The sequence below is a fragment of the Bradyrhizobium sp. ISRA430 genome, from assembly GCF_029909975.1.
Classification (GTDB): Bacteria; Pseudomonadota; Alphaproteobacteria; order Rhizobiales; family Xanthobacteraceae; genus Bradyrhizobium.
In genome coordinates, this window is record NZ_CP094516.1 from 593,241 (window position 1) to 607,460 (window position 14,220).

The 14,220-nt window shown below is 65.1% G+C and carries 13 protein-coding genes and 1 pseudogene; 5 read left to right on the forward strand and 9 right to left on the reverse strand.

Annotated features, from left to right (window positions below):
* Positions 1–7 precede the first annotated feature (7 nt).
* Genes MTX21_RS03205 through topA form a run of 3 tightly spaced genes read right to left on the reverse strand, consistent with a single transcriptional unit; the run spans position 8 to position 5,551 of the window.
* Positions 8–448, reverse strand: coding sequence for a DUF983 domain-containing protein (locus tag MTX21_RS03205; RefSeq protein WP_280970484.1), 441 nt, complete (start codon positions 446–448; stop codon positions 8–10).
* Positions 436–2,775, reverse strand: coding sequence for a ribonuclease R (gene rnr, locus MTX21_RS03210; protein WP_280970485.1), 2,340 nt, complete (start codon positions 2,773–2,775; stop codon positions 436–438). The genes MTX21_RS03205 and rnr overlap by 13 nt, the downstream gene beginning before the upstream one ends.
* A gap of 7 nt (positions 2,776–2,782) precedes the next feature.
* A complete protein-coding gene (topA, locus tag MTX21_RS03215) occupies positions 2,783–5,551 on the reverse strand; it encodes a type I DNA topoisomerase (RefSeq protein ID WP_280970958.1) in 2,769 nt (922 codons plus the stop codon).
* A gap of 227 nt (positions 5,552–5,778) precedes the next feature.
* Here topA and MTX21_RS03220 point away from each other — a divergent pair, with 227 nt between their 5' ends.
* Positions 5,779–6,018, forward strand: coding sequence for a hypothetical protein (locus tag MTX21_RS03220; protein ID WP_280970486.1), 240 nt, complete (start codon positions 5,779–5,781; stop codon positions 6,016–6,018).
* 197 nt (positions 6,019–6,215) lie between these two features.
* Here MTX21_RS03220 and MTX21_RS03225 read toward each other — a convergent pair.
* Together MTX21_RS03225 and MTX21_RS03230 are read right to left on the reverse strand one after the other, a co-directional pair.
* Positions 6,216–6,780: pseudogene (locus MTX21_RS03225) on the reverse strand (DUF5939 domain-containing protein); the annotation flags it as partial.
* Between the two features lie 119 nt (positions 6,781–6,899).
* Positions 6,900–7,367, reverse strand: coding sequence for a helix-turn-helix domain-containing protein (locus MTX21_RS03230; RefSeq protein WP_280970487.1), 468 nt, complete (start codon positions 7,365–7,367; stop codon positions 6,900–6,902).
* Between the two features lie 120 nt (positions 7,368–7,487).
* Here MTX21_RS03230 and MTX21_RS03235 point away from each other — a divergent pair, with 120 nt between their 5' ends.
* Together MTX21_RS03235 and MTX21_RS03240 are read left to right on the forward strand one after the other, a co-directional pair.
* Positions 7,488–8,261, forward strand: coding sequence for an SDR family oxidoreductase (locus tag MTX21_RS03235; RefSeq protein WP_280970488.1), 774 nt, complete (start codon positions 7,488–7,490; stop codon positions 8,259–8,261).
* A 174-nt stretch (positions 8,262–8,435) separates the two neighbouring features.
* Positions 8,436–8,618, forward strand: coding sequence for a hypothetical protein (locus MTX21_RS03240; RefSeq protein ID WP_280970489.1), 183 nt, complete (start codon positions 8,436–8,438; stop codon positions 8,616–8,618).
* Positions 8,619–8,688: 70 nt separating this feature from the next.
* Here the strand turns inward: MTX21_RS03240 and MTX21_RS03245 are convergent, their stop codons facing one another.
* On the reverse strand, positions 8,689–9,297 hold the full coding sequence (locus MTX21_RS03245) for an FMN-dependent NADH-azoreductase (protein WP_280970490.1): 609 nt from the start codon (positions 9,295–9,297) through the stop codon (positions 8,689–8,691).
* A gap of 83 nt (positions 9,298–9,380) precedes the next feature.
* Here MTX21_RS03245 and MTX21_RS03250 point away from each other — a divergent pair, with 83 nt between their 5' ends.
* Positions 9,381–9,791, forward strand: coding sequence for a helix-turn-helix domain-containing protein (locus MTX21_RS03250; protein WP_280970491.1), 411 nt, complete (start codon positions 9,381–9,383; stop codon positions 9,789–9,791).
* On the opposite strand, the gene dprA is transcribed toward MTX21_RS03250, so the two are convergent.
* Positions 9,788–10,930 carry a DNA-processing protein DprA gene (gene dprA / locus MTX21_RS03255; RefSeq protein WP_280970492.1) on the reverse strand — a complete coding sequence of 381 codons (1,143 nt, stop codon included), beginning with the start codon at positions 10,928–10,930 and terminating at the stop codon, positions 9,788–9,790. The two genes, MTX21_RS03250 and dprA, sit on opposite strands and share 4 nt — an antisense overlap.
* Before the next feature lie 90 nt (positions 10,931–11,020).
* Between dprA and MTX21_RS03260 the strand changes: the two genes are divergently transcribed.
* A complete protein-coding gene (locus MTX21_RS03260; RefSeq protein WP_280970493.1) occupies positions 11,021–12,265 on the forward strand; it encodes an amidase in 1,245 nt (414 codons plus the stop codon).
* Here MTX21_RS03260 and MTX21_RS03265 read toward each other — a convergent pair.
* Positions 12,257–13,474 carry a patatin-like phospholipase family protein gene (locus tag MTX21_RS03265; RefSeq protein ID WP_280970494.1) on the reverse strand — a complete coding sequence of 406 codons (1,218 nt, stop codon included), beginning with the start codon at positions 13,472–13,474 and terminating at the stop codon, positions 12,257–12,259. The genes MTX21_RS03260 and MTX21_RS03265 overlap by 9 nt on opposite strands.
* Positions 13,475–13,623: 149 nt before the next feature.
* Positions 13,624–14,220: a glycerol-3-phosphate 1-O-acyltransferase PlsY gene (gene plsY / locus MTX21_RS03270; RefSeq protein ID WP_280970495.1), complete on the reverse strand. Its 597-nt coding sequence runs from the start codon at positions 14,218–14,220 to the stop codon at positions 13,624–13,626.

Below are 14,220 nucleotides of genomic sequence, written 5' to 3' on the forward strand. Positions count from 1 at the left end.
TTCTTGATTACACCGGCGGAATACCATCCGGAGGGCTGTCGTCAAAGCCGTGCATGCGCAGAGCCCATTGCAATCCGACCACGGCGCCCTTCACCGGCTGCAACAGCGCGAGCGAGGCGAAGAACGTGAAGGGCAGGTAAGCCGCGAAGCTGAGCCAGACCGGCGTCGTGTAATTGGTCTCGATCCAGAGAATGGTCGGCACCACGATGTGGCCAACGATGACGATCACGAGATAGGCGGGCAGATCGTCGGCACGATGCGGTGTGAAGTCGAGGCCGCACGTCGCGCAATTGTCTGATGTCTTGAGAAATGCGCGGAACAGCTTGCCTTCGCCGCAGCGCGGGCAGCGCCCGCGAAAGCCGCGCTTCATCGCGCTCCAGACGTCGCGCTTCTCGACGAGGCCGGTCTCGCGCGTCCAGACTTTCGGGGCCGTGCTCATCGCGTCCATGCCTTGCCCTTTGCGCCTTTGCCCTTCCTGCCCTTGCCGGATTTCTTCTGCTTCTCCGGCCTGCGCTTCTTGTCCTTCGGACTACGTCCGGGATGCGCCTTGAGCGATTTACGCTGGGGACGGAAATCCCCGCGGCTTCGCGGCGCGCTCTCGCCCGCCGACAACAGCTCGAAGCGCAGCGCACCGGCAACCGGAGCCGCTTCTATCAGACGGACGTCGACCACGTCACCCAACTGGTGCATGGCACCGCTGCGCGTGCCAACGAGAGCGTGGCGGCTCTCGTCATAGTTGAAATATTCCGTGCCGAGGGATCGGATCGGGATCAGTCCGTCGGCGCCGGTCTCATCCAGCTTGACGAACAGGCCGGCGCGCGTGACGCCGGAGACGCGGCCCTGGAAGGTCGCGCCGATGCGGTCGGCGAGATGATGTGCGATCAGCCGGTCGACGGTCTCGCGCTCCGCCTTCATCGCGCGCCGCTCGGTCAGCGAAATATGTGCGGCAACCTCGCCAAGCGTTTCCGGCGTCTCGCTCTCGGGCAGCGCACCTTCGCCAAGGCCCAAGGCGCGAACCAGCGCACGGTGTACGATGAGATCGGCGTAGCGACGGATCGGCGAGGTGAAATGCGCGTAGCGGCGCAGGTTCAGGCCGAAGTGGCCGTAATTCTCCGCTGAATATTCGGCCTGTGCCTGGGCGCGCAGCACAACTTCGCTCACCAGCGGGAAGTAGTCGTGGCCCTCGAGCTGAGCCAGCACGCGGTTGAACATCGTCGGGCGCAACGCACCGGCCTTTGCAAATGGTACGTCCAGCGTTTGCAGGAATTCCTGGAGCGCGTGGACCTTTTCCAGTGTTGGCTCGTCATGCACGCGGTAGATCAGCGGCAGGGACTTCTTCTCCAACGTCTCTGCTGCCGCGACGTTGGCGAGGATCATGAATTCCTCGATCAGCTTATGTGCATCCAGCCGATCCGGCACGATGACGCGATCGACCGTGCCGTCGCTCTTGAGCAGGATCTTGCGCTCGGGCAGGTCTAGGTTGAGCGGGTCGCGCTCGTCTCGCGCGCGCTTGACGCAGGCGTAGGCGGCATAGAGCGGCTTGAGGATCGGATCGAGCAGGGGGCCGGTGACGTCGTCCGGCCGGCCGTCGATCGCGGCCTGCGCCTGCGCATAGTGCAGCTTCGCCGCCGAGCGCATCAGGATGCGGTGGAATGTGTGCGAACGCTTGCGGCCATCCGGGCCGATCACCATCCGCACCGCGAGCGCGCCGCGCGGCTCGCCCGGCACCAGCGAGCAGAGATTGTTGGAGATGCGCTCGGGCAGCATCGGCACGACGCGGTCCGGGAAATAGACGGAATTACCGCGGTCGAGCGCATCGCGGTCGAGCGCAGTGCCCGGCCGGACGTAGAAGCTGACATCGGCGATCGCGACGTTGACGATGAAGCCGCCCTTGTTGTTGGGATCGTCATCCGCTTGCGCATGCACCGCATCGTCATGATCCTTGGCGTCGGGCGGATCGATGGTGACGAGCGGGACGTCGCGCCAATCCTCGCGTCCCTTCAGGTTGGCGGGCTCCGCTGCCTCCGCCTCGCGCTCGGCGGCGGGCGAGAATTGCAGCGGGATGTCATGGGCGTAGATCGCGATCAGGCTGATCGCCTTCTCCGACTTGACCGAGCCGAGCTTCTCCTTGATCCGGCCCGAGGCGAGGCCGAAGCCGCGCGAGCGGACGATATCGACGCTGACGAGATCGCCGTCCTGTGCTCCTTGCGTCTCGGTCTTCGCAATATTCAGCTCGCGGTCGGCGAACTTCTTGTCGACCGGGATCAGCCGTCCGCCGCCTTCGGGAAGGCTGCAGAACACGCCGAGGATGCGGCTCTTGGCCTTGTCGATGACCTTGATGATGCGGCCGCGATAGGCGGGGCCTTCCTCCTCGTCCGAACGCTCGACGCGCAGCAGCGCGCGGTCGCCGACGCCGGCCGTCGTGCCTGGCTTGGGCCGGCGCGGCATCTCGATGAGGATCTTTGGCGGTTCGCCGCTTTCGACCTCGTCCCATTCGGCGGGGGAGGCGATCAACTCGCCGTCGGGGTCGCGGCCGGTGATGTCGGCGAGCAGCGTCGGCGGCAGGCTCTCCGGCTCTGAAATCTTGTGACGCTTCTTCTTGATGACACCCTCGTCGGCGAGCTCGCGCAGCATGCGCTTGAGCTCGACGCGATCGGCGTTCTTCAGGCCGAACTCGCGCGCTATCTGGCGGGTCCCGACCTTTCCCTGATTTGCCTTGATGAAGGCGACGATGGCATTCCGGTCGGGAAAGCCACGGTCATTCTTGCGTTTCACTTAACCTCTAATTCTTGCCGGCACTCTTCTTGGCCGGAGCCTTGTTGGCAGATAATTTGGCGGCGCTGGCTGCCTTGGTCGCCGACGTCTTGGCCGTCGAGGACACGGCAGCGCGCGCCTTGCTGGTGGATTCGGATTTGGTTTTGGCCGCAGCTTTTTTCGCGGCCGGTTTCTTGGTCTTCGGCGCGGCTTCCTCGCCATCGGCGCCCTTGGCAGCCTTGGTCGCCTTCTTGGTCTCCTTGGTGGCCTTCTTCGCCTTGGTCTTGCCGCCACCCTTGGCTGCGCGCTCGTCGATCAGCGCGATCGCCTGCGGCAGCGTGATCGCGTCTTTCTCGATCTCGCTCGGGATCGTGGCGTTGACGCCACCGGCGGTGACGTAGGGGCCATAACGGCCGCTCTTCACGGTGACCGTGCCCAGCGTCGGGTGATCGCCGATCGCCTTACCGGGATCGGCGCCGAAGCGGCGGCTCGGACCCTTGGCGGCCTTTTCGGCAATCAGCGTGACCGCGCGATTAAGGCCGATGTCGAACACCTCGTCGCCGGCCTCTAGGCTGGCGTAGGTCTTCTCGTGCTTCACGAACGGCCCGAAGCGGCCGAGACCTGCGGTGATCGGTTGACCGGTTTCCGGATGCTTGCCGATCTCGCGCGGCAGCGACAGCAGCTTGAGCGCGAGCTCGAGGTCGACGTCGCCGGGCGAGGTGCCCTTCGGGATGCCTGCGCGCTTCGGCTTCTCGCCTTCGGCATAGTCCTTCTGCTCGCCGAGCTGGATATAGGGTCCGAAACGGCCGGCCTTGACCGAGACGTCGAAGCCTGTGTCGGGATCCTGGCCGAGCGAACGGTCGGCGCTCGCCTCGCTGTCGGCGGCGAGCTGACGGGTGTAGCGGCACTCCGGATAGTTCGAGCAGCCGACGAAGGCGCCGAACTTGCCGGCCTTCAGGTTAAGCCGGCCACTGCCGCAGCTCGGGCACTGCCTGACATCGCCGCCATCCGCTCGAGGCGGATAGATGTGCGGCCCCAGCATCTCGTCGAGCACGTCGAGCACTTGCGCCACGCGCAGGTCCTTGATGTCGTCGACGGCGCCGATGAAGTCGCGCCAGAAATCCTTCAGCACCTGCTGCCAGGAGATTTCGTTGTTGGAGATGCGGTCGAGCTGTTCCTCGAGATCGGCCGTGAAATCGTATTCGACATAGCGGCTGAAGAAGCTCTCCAGGAACGCGACCACGACGCGGCCCTTGTCCTCGCCGTGCAGGCGCTTCTTCTCGAGCTTGACGTAGCCGCGGTCCTTCAGGACCTGGAGGATCGAAGCATAGGTCGAGGGCCGGCCGATGCCGAGCTCCTCCATGCGCTTGACGAGCGAGGCCTCGGAGAAGCGCGGCGGCGGCTCGGTGAAGTGCTGGGTGACGGCGAGCGACTGCCGCTTCAACGCTTCGCCCGCGCTCATGCCCGGCAGGCGGCGGGAGTCCTCGTCCTCCTCGTCGTCGCGGCCTTCCTGATAAAGTGCGAGGAAGCCGTCGAACTTGACGACCTGGCCGGTGGCGCGAAGCTCCAGCGTGCGACCGCCGGCCTTCGCCGTGATGTCAACGGTGGTGCGCTCGAGCTCGGCCGCTTCCATCTGGCTCGCAATGGTGCGCTTCCAGATCAGCTCGTAGAGCTTGGCCTGATCGGCATCGAGCTTGCGGGCCATAGCGGCCGGGCGGCGGGAGAGGTCGGTCGGGCGGATCGCCTCATGTGCTTCCTGCGCATTCTTGGCCTTGGCCTGGTACTGGCGGGGCGCGTCCGGCACGTAGGCGTTGCCGTAGTCCTCGCCGATCACCTTGCGCGCCTGAGTGATCGCTTCGGTCGCGATCTGCACGCCGTCGGTACGCATATAAGTAATGAGTCCGGTGGTCTCGCCGCCGATGTCGATGCCCTCGTAGAGCCGCTGCGCGATGCGCATCGTGTGCGCCGGTGCGAAGCCGTATTTGCGGCTGGCTTCCTGCTGCAGGGTCGAGGTGGTGAATGGGGCCTGCGGATTGCGCCGGGCCGGCTTGGCGTCGACCGCAGTGACCGCGTAGCTAGCGAGTTCCAGCGCCTTCTTGAAGTCTTCGGCTTCGGCACCGGTTCCGATGTCGAGCCGCTGGATCTTCCTGCCGTCGGCGCCGACCAGGCGCGCCTCGAAGGCTTCGCCGCGCGGCGTGAGCAACGTTGCGATCAGCGACCAGTATTCGCGGGGCACGAATTTCTCGATCTCGAGCTCGCGGTCGCAGACGAGCCGCAGCGCCACTGACTGCACGCGGCCGGCCGAGCGGGCGCCCGGCAGCTTCCGCCACAGCACGGGGGAGAGGGTGAAGCCAACCAGATAGTCCAGCGCGCGGCGCGCCATATAGGCGTCGACCAGCGCGCCGTCGATCTGGCGCGGGTGCTTCATCGCTTCCGAGATCGCCTGCTTGGTGATGGCGTTGAACACGACGCGCTCGATCTTCTGATCCTTCAGCGCGCGCTTCTCTTTCAAGACCTCCAGCACGTGCCAGGAGATCGCCTCACCCTCGCGATCAGGGTCGGTGGCCAGAATCAGGCGCTCTGCGCCCTTCAGGGACTTGGCAATGTCGTTGAGCCGGCCGGCCGCCTTGGGGTCGACCTCCCAGATCATCTTGAAATTCTCGTCCGGATCGACGGAACCGTTCTTGGCCGGGAGATCGCGGACGTGACCGAATGAGGCCAGAACCTCGTAGGACGAGCCCAAATATTTGTTGATCGTCTTGGCTTTCGCCGGCGACTCCACGATGACGATATTCATGTAGTTCCAGTAACTTGCGGGAAAATCTTGGGCCGAATTCGAAAGGACTCGCATCGGCCGTTTCGACCCGAACATGGGTGGTGAGGCCCCCGGTGTCAAATCGAGGGGTGTTGAAAGCCCTTGAAACGAGAAAAATTTCATATCCCGAAAGTTGTAAAATACCACCTTGGAGTTGCGGTTCTTATCGGCGTAAAGTTTCCGTGGGCATGGATTCGGGGTGGGGTCTGGTGGCGAAGCCAGCAAGGAAACGGGCGCGCGCGGCTTCAGGCGCGCACAGGCGCTCGCGCAGCGAGGAACCGGGCGAGGGTGGAGCGGATGAGGCGGTTGCCTTCATCGCCGAGCAGGTGGCGGCGCTGCGCAAGCTCGCCGATCGCCACAAGCTCGATGTGCTGCGTCATCTTCTGGGCATGACGCAGCTCGAAGCCGACGAGCATCTGAGACTGCGGACCAAGCGCAAGCTGTCGTGAGGCGGCGGCGCTTTTGAGGCGGCCAATGACGTCTCCCCAATCTCGTCATTGCGAGCGCAACGAAGCAATCCAGAGTCTTTCCGCGGTGACGGTCTGGATTGCTTCGCTGCGCTCGCAATGACGGAGCAAGATGCGACAGCGTCATTCTCCAACTCGCATCAGCGTCCTTCGCGCTTACGTGTCCGTCACGCGATAGACGCACGCATTTCCGTGGTCGAGCCCGGAGGCAGGAACGAAATACCGCGAACGAGGCTGCGCAAAACGTCAAGCAAGCGGATCGGCTGACCAGGCAAGCGCGCGTCGGCGAGAAAGCGGGCCTTCCAGTGGAAATCTTCGACCGAAAGCTGCTCGAGATCGTGGAAGGGAAGTCTGCGAAGCTGCGGCGACACCGTGAAGGTCACTTCGATGAAGTCATCGAGGTCGGTGTCGCCGCTGACATCGCACAGACCGCAGACGTAGTGGGTTTTCAGGGTTCGCAAGGCGCCGAAGCTGTCGAGCACCATGCCTGATTGGGGACAGACGACGTCCCAGCTCATGTCGAACAGACCGCTGCGCGTGGCATGGAGAAACAGGTCGATGCTCTCTTGCTTCGCTGATGGCGCGGTCGCGTGCAAAGCTAAGCGGATTGACGCGATAAAGAGCGAGGTCGTCGCCACCCCGGATCAAGCTTTCGAATTTGGAGATGACGCGCGGGCTCCACGAGCGCGCCTGCTCGATCTCGGTCATCCTGCTTTCAAGGAGCCTCTCTTGAACGTGATGCATTTTCCCACCCAGGTCATCGACGAGGTTGAACGGGACTTCACGCGTCAGCGAGGAGTAGAAGACAATAGCATAAAACCCGAGGGACAAATGCATGCCCGGGTCCGAGCCCGGGGCAGGAACTAACCTGCGCTCCGGCTCCGCCGCGGCCTTGGCTTCAGCGTGGTGTCGGCAGGGCTGAGCACCCGGCCATCCTCCGCGCGCAGCTCGAGCTTCCGGACTGGGCGGCCCTTGTCGCGATCGACCAGTATGGTCGCGATCTCTTCAGGGCGGTCGTCGAACTCCTCGCTCCATTGCCGCAGCGCCACCAGGATCGGGAAGACGCCGCGGCCCTTCGCCGTCAGCACATATTCAGAATAGGCGCTGCCGTCGGAGGCGGGGGCGGTTGCCAGGATGCCGTGGTCGACCAGCGCGCGCAGCCGCACGGCTAAAATGTTCTTGGCCATCCCGAGCTTGCTCTGAAACTCGCCGAAGCGGCGCACGCCGAACAACGCCTCGCGGATGATCAGGAGCGACCACCAGTCGCCGATCGCTTCCAGCGATCGTGCGATTGGGCAGGCATCGCCTGCAAAGCTCGTTCGTTTCACCATTGTCTTGGTCCCGTCGCGTCTGCCGGTCCCGGCAGCGATCACGCGCTTGTGTGGTTGCATTATAAAACCACCTGCCCTAGATCGCAAATTAGTTTCATTATGCAACCACTGGAGGCGAGCGTGAGGCTGAAGAACAAGACGGCATTCATCACCGGCGGCAACAGCGGCATCGGACTTGCGACGGCAAAACTGTTCGTGGCCGAGGGCGCCAGGGTGACGATCACCGGGCGCAACAAGGAGACGCTGGCGGCTGCCGCAAACGAGCTCGGCCCGAACGCGCTCGCCGTCGTTGCCGATGCTACTGACATCGCCGCGACCGAAGCCGCGATCAAGCAGGGCGCCGAAAAGTTCGGCAAGTTCGACATTGTGTTCGCCAATGCCGGGATCGCCGGCGGGACGCCGCTCGGCTCGGCGACGCGCGAGATCTTCGAGAAGGTCATCAGCATCAACCTGACCGGCGTGTTCTTCACCGTTCAGTCGGCATTGCCCTACCTCAATGACAACGCCTCGATCATTCTCAACGGCTCGGTGATCTCCGTGCTCGGCATTCCCGGCTACTCGGCCTATGGAGCCGCGAAGGCCGGCGTGCGGGCGATGGCGCGGATCATGGCATCGGAGCTGTCGCCGCGTGGCATTCGCGTCAACGTGGTCGCGCCCGGTGCGATCCGTACGCCGATCTGGGGGCCAGCGACTGCGACACCGGAGGCCGAAAAGGCGTTCGAGAAACGGATCGCGCTGTCGACGCCGCTCGGTCGCATCGGTGAAACGGATCAGGTTTCGAAAACGGTGCTGTTCCTTGCCTCGGATGATTCCGCGCATGTGCAGGGCCAGGAAATCTTCGTCGACGGCGGCGCCGTTGCCGCTCCGAGCGGCGCGCCGATTTATCGCGGTTGATCGTCTCAAGCTAAAATTGAAATGGCTCGGCGCAACGCGTTCGGTTGCGCCGGCCTGCTTCCGCGTCTGCGGCGTGTATTTGCTGAACCTTCCGTGATGCGTTGAACCTTCGCGCAAGCTGCACAGACATTTTTACGGGCAGGGGGTCATGAGGCCCATTTGAGGGAGCCCATTATGCCAAAAGCAGCTCGCATTTTTTCTGCGATTTCAGCACCACGCATTTACACTGAAAAATCCGCCATTCCGGCGAAGCGCTCCGATACCTCCGAACTGGTGGCGATCGCCATCTTCTCCGGCATCGGCCTGTTCGTCTCGCTGATCGCCGTTATCCTCGGCATGCAGGGAGTTTGGTTTTAGCTTTGCCGAGCGCGCCGGCCGATCAGCCGCCGCGGGAATTTTGGCGGCGGCTGATGATGTCGGCGTGGCCTCAGGCCGCGCGCAGGCTGGTCGCCGCCTGGAGGGCGCCCGCCAGCGCTTTCTCACGATGCTCAGGGCCAATCTGGATGCCATCGGCGACGATGAATTCGGGGTTTGTGATGCCGATGAAGGCAAGCACGCCGCGTAAATAGGTCTCAAGGTGCTCCAGCGCCGCAACCGGCGAGCCCGCGCCGTAATAGCCGCCGCGCGAAATCGCCACGATCACGCGCTTGCCACCCGCGAGCCCTTGGGGTCCCGCCGCGTCGTATTTGAAGGTCCTCCCCGCTACCAGGATACGGTCGATCCACGCCTTGAGCTGGCTCGGAATCGTGAAGTTGTACATAGGGGCGCCGATCACCACGATATCGGCATCAAGGAACTCGTTGAGCACGGCCGCGCTGGCTGCGAGGTCGGGACCGAGTTCTGCCGGTGCCGGCGCACCTTGCGCGACCGCGAGGTGCGATCCGGAAAGATGGGCGAGCGGGGTCTGGGTCAGGTCGCGATAGGCGACCTCGAGCGATGGCGTCGCCTGCCGCAGCCGGTCGACGATGGCGGCGGAAACCTGCCGGCTGACGGAGTGGGGGCCGAGCACGCTGGAGTCGAGATGGAGGAGTTTCATTAGAGTCACCCATGGTATAGATTTGTAACCCGCACTACATGAGTGACTGCCGAAATCCCCGCAAGAACGCACTTTTTTGAGCCATGGGCACATCTTTGAAACCGACACACACCGCTTTGCCTGCCACGCCGATGCCGGATCCGAACCATGCGGACTGCCGCGGGGTCGCCTCCGTGCTGTCGCGCGTCGGCGACAAATGGAGTGTGTTCGTCATTATGATGCTCAGTGACGGGCCGAGGCGCTTCAACGAGCTCAAGCGCATGATCAACGGCATCTCGCAGCGGATGCTGACTCTGACGCTGCGTGGGCTCGAGCGCGACGGCCTCGTCACGCGCACGATCTTCCCGACCATTCCGCCGCGGGTGGACTACGAATTGACCGATCTCGGCCGCGGGCTGTCGCAGCCCGTGGAGGCGCTCGGCAAATGGGCGATGGAGCACCTGGCGCAGATCGAGGCGGCGCGGACGCGCTTCGATCAGCGCAACGATAGCTAGATCAGCGAGACCAGCCCGCCGCCGTGACGTTCGAGTTTTCCAGCAAGCTCGAGCTCCAGCAGCACCGTGCGCACGATCGCGGGTGATGCGCCGGACATCCGCACGAGATCGTCGATCGAGATCGGGGTAGGGCCGAGCAGGCCAGAGATCTGATCCCGGTCATGGGCCTGCGGATCGCTTTCGAACGGCTCGCTGTCGGGCTCGCCGGCCGGATGCATCAGCGGCCGCTCCATGATCGGCTGCACTGCATTGATGACGTCGGCGGCCGCAGTGACGAGCGTCGCGCCCTGCTTGATCAGATCATTGGTGCCGGCGGCGCGCGGGTCGAGCGGCGAGCCCGGCACCGCGAACACCTCGCGGCCCTGTTCGGCCGCCATGCGCGCGGTGATCAGCGAGCCCGAACGGTGCGCGGCCTCCACGACGATGACACCGAGCGACGCGCCGGAGATCAACCGGTTTCGGCGTGGGAAGTCGCGGGCGCGTGGCTCGTGGCCGAGCGGCATCTCGGAAATCGCCGCGCCGTTCTGCGCGATGATGGCGACGAGCAGGTCGCCATGCTCGGGCGGATAGATGCAGTCGTGGCCGCCGGCCAGCACCGCGACCGTGCCGCTCGCAATGCTCGTGCGGTGCGCGGCCTGGTCGACGCCGCGGGCAAGCCCCGAGATGATCACGAAGCCGGCGTCGCCGAGCTCGCGGGCGAGCTGGCCGGCAAACTTCAGTCCCGCGCCGGAGGCGTTGCGCGAGCCGACGATCGCGATCATCGGTCGCATCAAGCTTGCGCGATCGCCTCGTACGGCCAGTAGCGGCGGTGCATCGTCGAGCGTCGCCAAGCGTGCCGGATAGCCGTCCTCGCCGGGCGCGAGCCAGGCGATGCCGCGCCTTCGGCTCGCGGCAAGCTCGGCCTCCGCCTCATCCGCACTACAGATGCGTCCCGATCGCGCCGCGCCGCCGCGGCGCGCCAGATCGGGCAGCCGCTGCAGCGCGGCTCGCGCGGTGCCGAAATGATCGACCAGCGAACGGAAGGTGCGCGGGCCGACATTGTCGGACCGGATCAGCCTCAGTCGGTCGATCCTGTCGGCCTCGGTCAGGTCCACGTTGGAATTGATCGCGTCCACGGCGTCTCCTTGCGGGCAGAGCATGGAACAACCTGAGGGCGTGAGCAACAGGGGCTTAAGCTTGCGCCGCCTCGGCGCGATGCTAAAAGCGATCCCAATAAGAAGGATTTCCCCATGATTTCACTCGCCGACCTCCAGCGCCGCATCGAAGCCGGCGAGTTGTCACCCGGTGCCGCGATCGCGCAATCGCTCGGGGCGATCGAGGCGCGGGAGAGGGATGTCCGGGCCTTCGTCCGCCATGACAAGTCCGCAAGAGCGCAGACGTCGGGTCCGCTGCGCGGCATCGCGGTCGGCATCAAGGACATCATCGACACGGCCGATTTCCCGACCGAGATGGGCTCACAGATCTATCGCGGCTGGCAGCCCCGCGGCGACGCGCCGGTCGTGATGATGCTCAAGCGCGCGGGCGCCACCATCATCGGCAAGACCACGACCACGGCATTCGCCTCGCGCGACCCGACGCCGACGCTCAATCCGCACAATGCCGGCCACTCGCCGGGCGGCTCCTCGTCCGGCTCGGCGGCAGCCGTCGGCGCCGGCATGATTCCGCTCGCGCTGGGCACCCAGACCGGCGGCTCGGTGATCCGCCCCGCGGCCTATTGCGGGGTTGCCGCGATAAAGCCGTCGTTCCGCATGCTGCCGACGGTCGGCGTCAAGTGCTATTCCTGGGCGCTCGACACGGTCGGCTTGTTCGGGGCTCGCGCCGAGGATCTTGCACGCGGATTGTTGGCAATGACCGGTCGCACCGAGTTCTCCGACATTGCCGCCGCCAAATCGCCGCGCATCGGCATCGTCAGGCAGGACTTTGCCGGGCCGGTGGAGCCCGCAGCCGAGCAGGGGCTGCAAGCTGCGATCAAGGCTGCCGAGCGCGCCGGCGCCAGCGTCGAGACCGTCGACATGCCGGAGGCGGTGCGTGAGGCCTGGCGCATTCATCCGATCATCCAGGATTTCGAGGCGCATCGCGCGCTCGCCTGGGAATTTTCCGAGCGTCACGACGAGATCGCGCCGATGCTGCGCGCCAGTCTCGATGCAACGGTCGGCCTGACGCCGAAACAATATGACGAGGCGCGCCGGATCGGACGGCGCGGCCGCCGCGAGCTCGGCGAAGTCTTTGAGGGCGTCGACGTGCTCTTGACCTACTCCGCGCCAGGCACCGCGCCAGCGAAGGAGCTCGCCACCACGGGTGACCCCCGCTACAACCGGCTCTGGACGCTGATGGGCAATCCTTGCGTCAACGTGCCGGTGCTGAAGGTCGGAGGCCTGCCGATCGGCGTGCAGGTGATCGCGCGTTTCGGCAACGATCCCGGCGCGCTCGCGGTTGCGCGTTTCCTGGAAGAGGCGCTGGCGAAGTCAAACTAGCGCGGGCTCGGCGCGAACGGCCTTCTGATCGGGCGCTTTGGGCGAGGACTTGCTGACGCCCGCATCTTTCCGCAGCCAACGCTCCGCGGCTTCGCGGCCGCTCCGGTGCAACAAACGGATGAAGCCGCGGCCGAGATCGGCGGATGAGCGTTGCGCCAATCCCTCGATCTCATCTTCCGCTGCAAGCCGAAACAGGCGCAAATCCGGTGCGGCGTGCGGCCGCGCCCATTCCAGCGCCGCGACTTCTGCATTGAGGGCGGCATTGGCCGCGATCTGATCGAGCCGGCGATCGATCGCCGCGAGCGTGATCGGCACATAGCTGTCGCGTGCCGGCGTGACCTGGACCAGCAGGAGGTCGGAGGCCGTCGAATGCTGCGCCAGCCGCAGCAGCGGCGGGTTGCCGCCAAAGCCGCCGTCCCAATAGGCCTCGCCGTCGATCTCGATGGCGCAGTGAACCAGAGGCGGGCAGGTCGAGGCCAGCGCGACATCGGCGGTGATCGCGTCATTGCCGAAGATCTGCTGCTGCCCGTCGCGGATCCGCGTCGCCGCGATCAGGAGCTTTGGGCATCCCGCCTGGCACAGAGCGGCAAAATTGATGTCGCGCGACAGCGCCTGCCGCAGCGGATCGAGGTCGAACGGATCGAACTGTCCGGAGCGAAGCGTCGGCCCGAACGCGACCGAGCTTCCCGCCGGCGAAAACCCGCCGACCAGCATCAGCGAACGGAACGAGGCCTCATGCATCAGCCGGACCCAGAACCGGTTCAGCCGGGCGCGGGCAGCTTCGCGTCCGCCCTCGGCGAGACCGGAGGCGAGCAGCAGTGCGTTGATGGCGCCCGCACTGGCGCCGCTGATGGTGTTGATCTCGATGGCTGGCTCTTCCAGGAGCCGCTCCAGCACGCCCCAGGTGAAGGCGGCGAAGGTGCCGCCACCCTGGAGCGCCAGCGACAGTTTTTGCGGAGGCCATTGCTCGGAGCGGACTCTCGTCGGCGTGCGCGCGGCGACGGCGGTCACGGAGACGATCGGAGCAGGTGCCTGCACCACAGGATCAGGCGTCCGCTGGTGCGGCGAGGAGGGAGCTGGCACCGGAGCGGGGGATGGCGAGGGGGCGCCGGACCAGATGTCTGCTGCGGCGAGCAGCATGCTTGCAGGCGTGCGCGCGGCACCCTGCAAACCACCTTCGTCATGCGTGCCGACAATCTTCTCGCTCATTCTGAGCTACCGCGTAACGCCATCTTCGCCGTCAGGATGACAGGCCCCGAACCCGTTGGCCACTCCAGCCGGGAATCGGCCGCGAGTTGCGAACAGGAATTGGCATATAATGCGGAGGGGGTGCGGCGATATCCGTACTTTTTCAGGCCTTACGTTTTCTGCCCGATCCGGCTCTCGGTGCCGGACTGCAACCGCTTGATGTTCTCCCGGTGCATGTAGAACAGCAGCAGCGTCAGCACCGCGGCCAGCGATGCCAGGGCCGGGTGGCCGAACCACCACAGGAACAGCGGCGTGACGAAGCTCGCGACCAGAGCCGACAGCGAGGAGTAGCGCGTGGTGAAGGCGGTTGCGAGCCAGAGCAGGCAGAACACCACGGCACCCGGCCAGAACAGGCCGAGCAGGATTCCGATATAGACCGCGACGCCTTTGCCGCCTTTGAACTTGAGCCAGACCGGGAAGAGATGGCCGAGGAAGGCGCCGAGCCCCGCCAGCATCGCGGCATTGGGGCCTGCAACGGAGCCCGCGATCACCACTGCCGCAGTACCCTTGAGCGCGTCGAGCAACAGCGTCGCCGCAGCGAGTCCCTTGCGGCCCGTGCGCAACACGTTGGTGGCGCCGATATTGCCGGAGCCGATCGAACGCAGATCCTGCGTGCCGGCAAGCTTTGTCAGGACCAGTCCGAACGGGATCGAGCCGAGGAGATAGCCGATGACAAAGGCTACGGGGAGGAACGCTTCAAGCCCCAT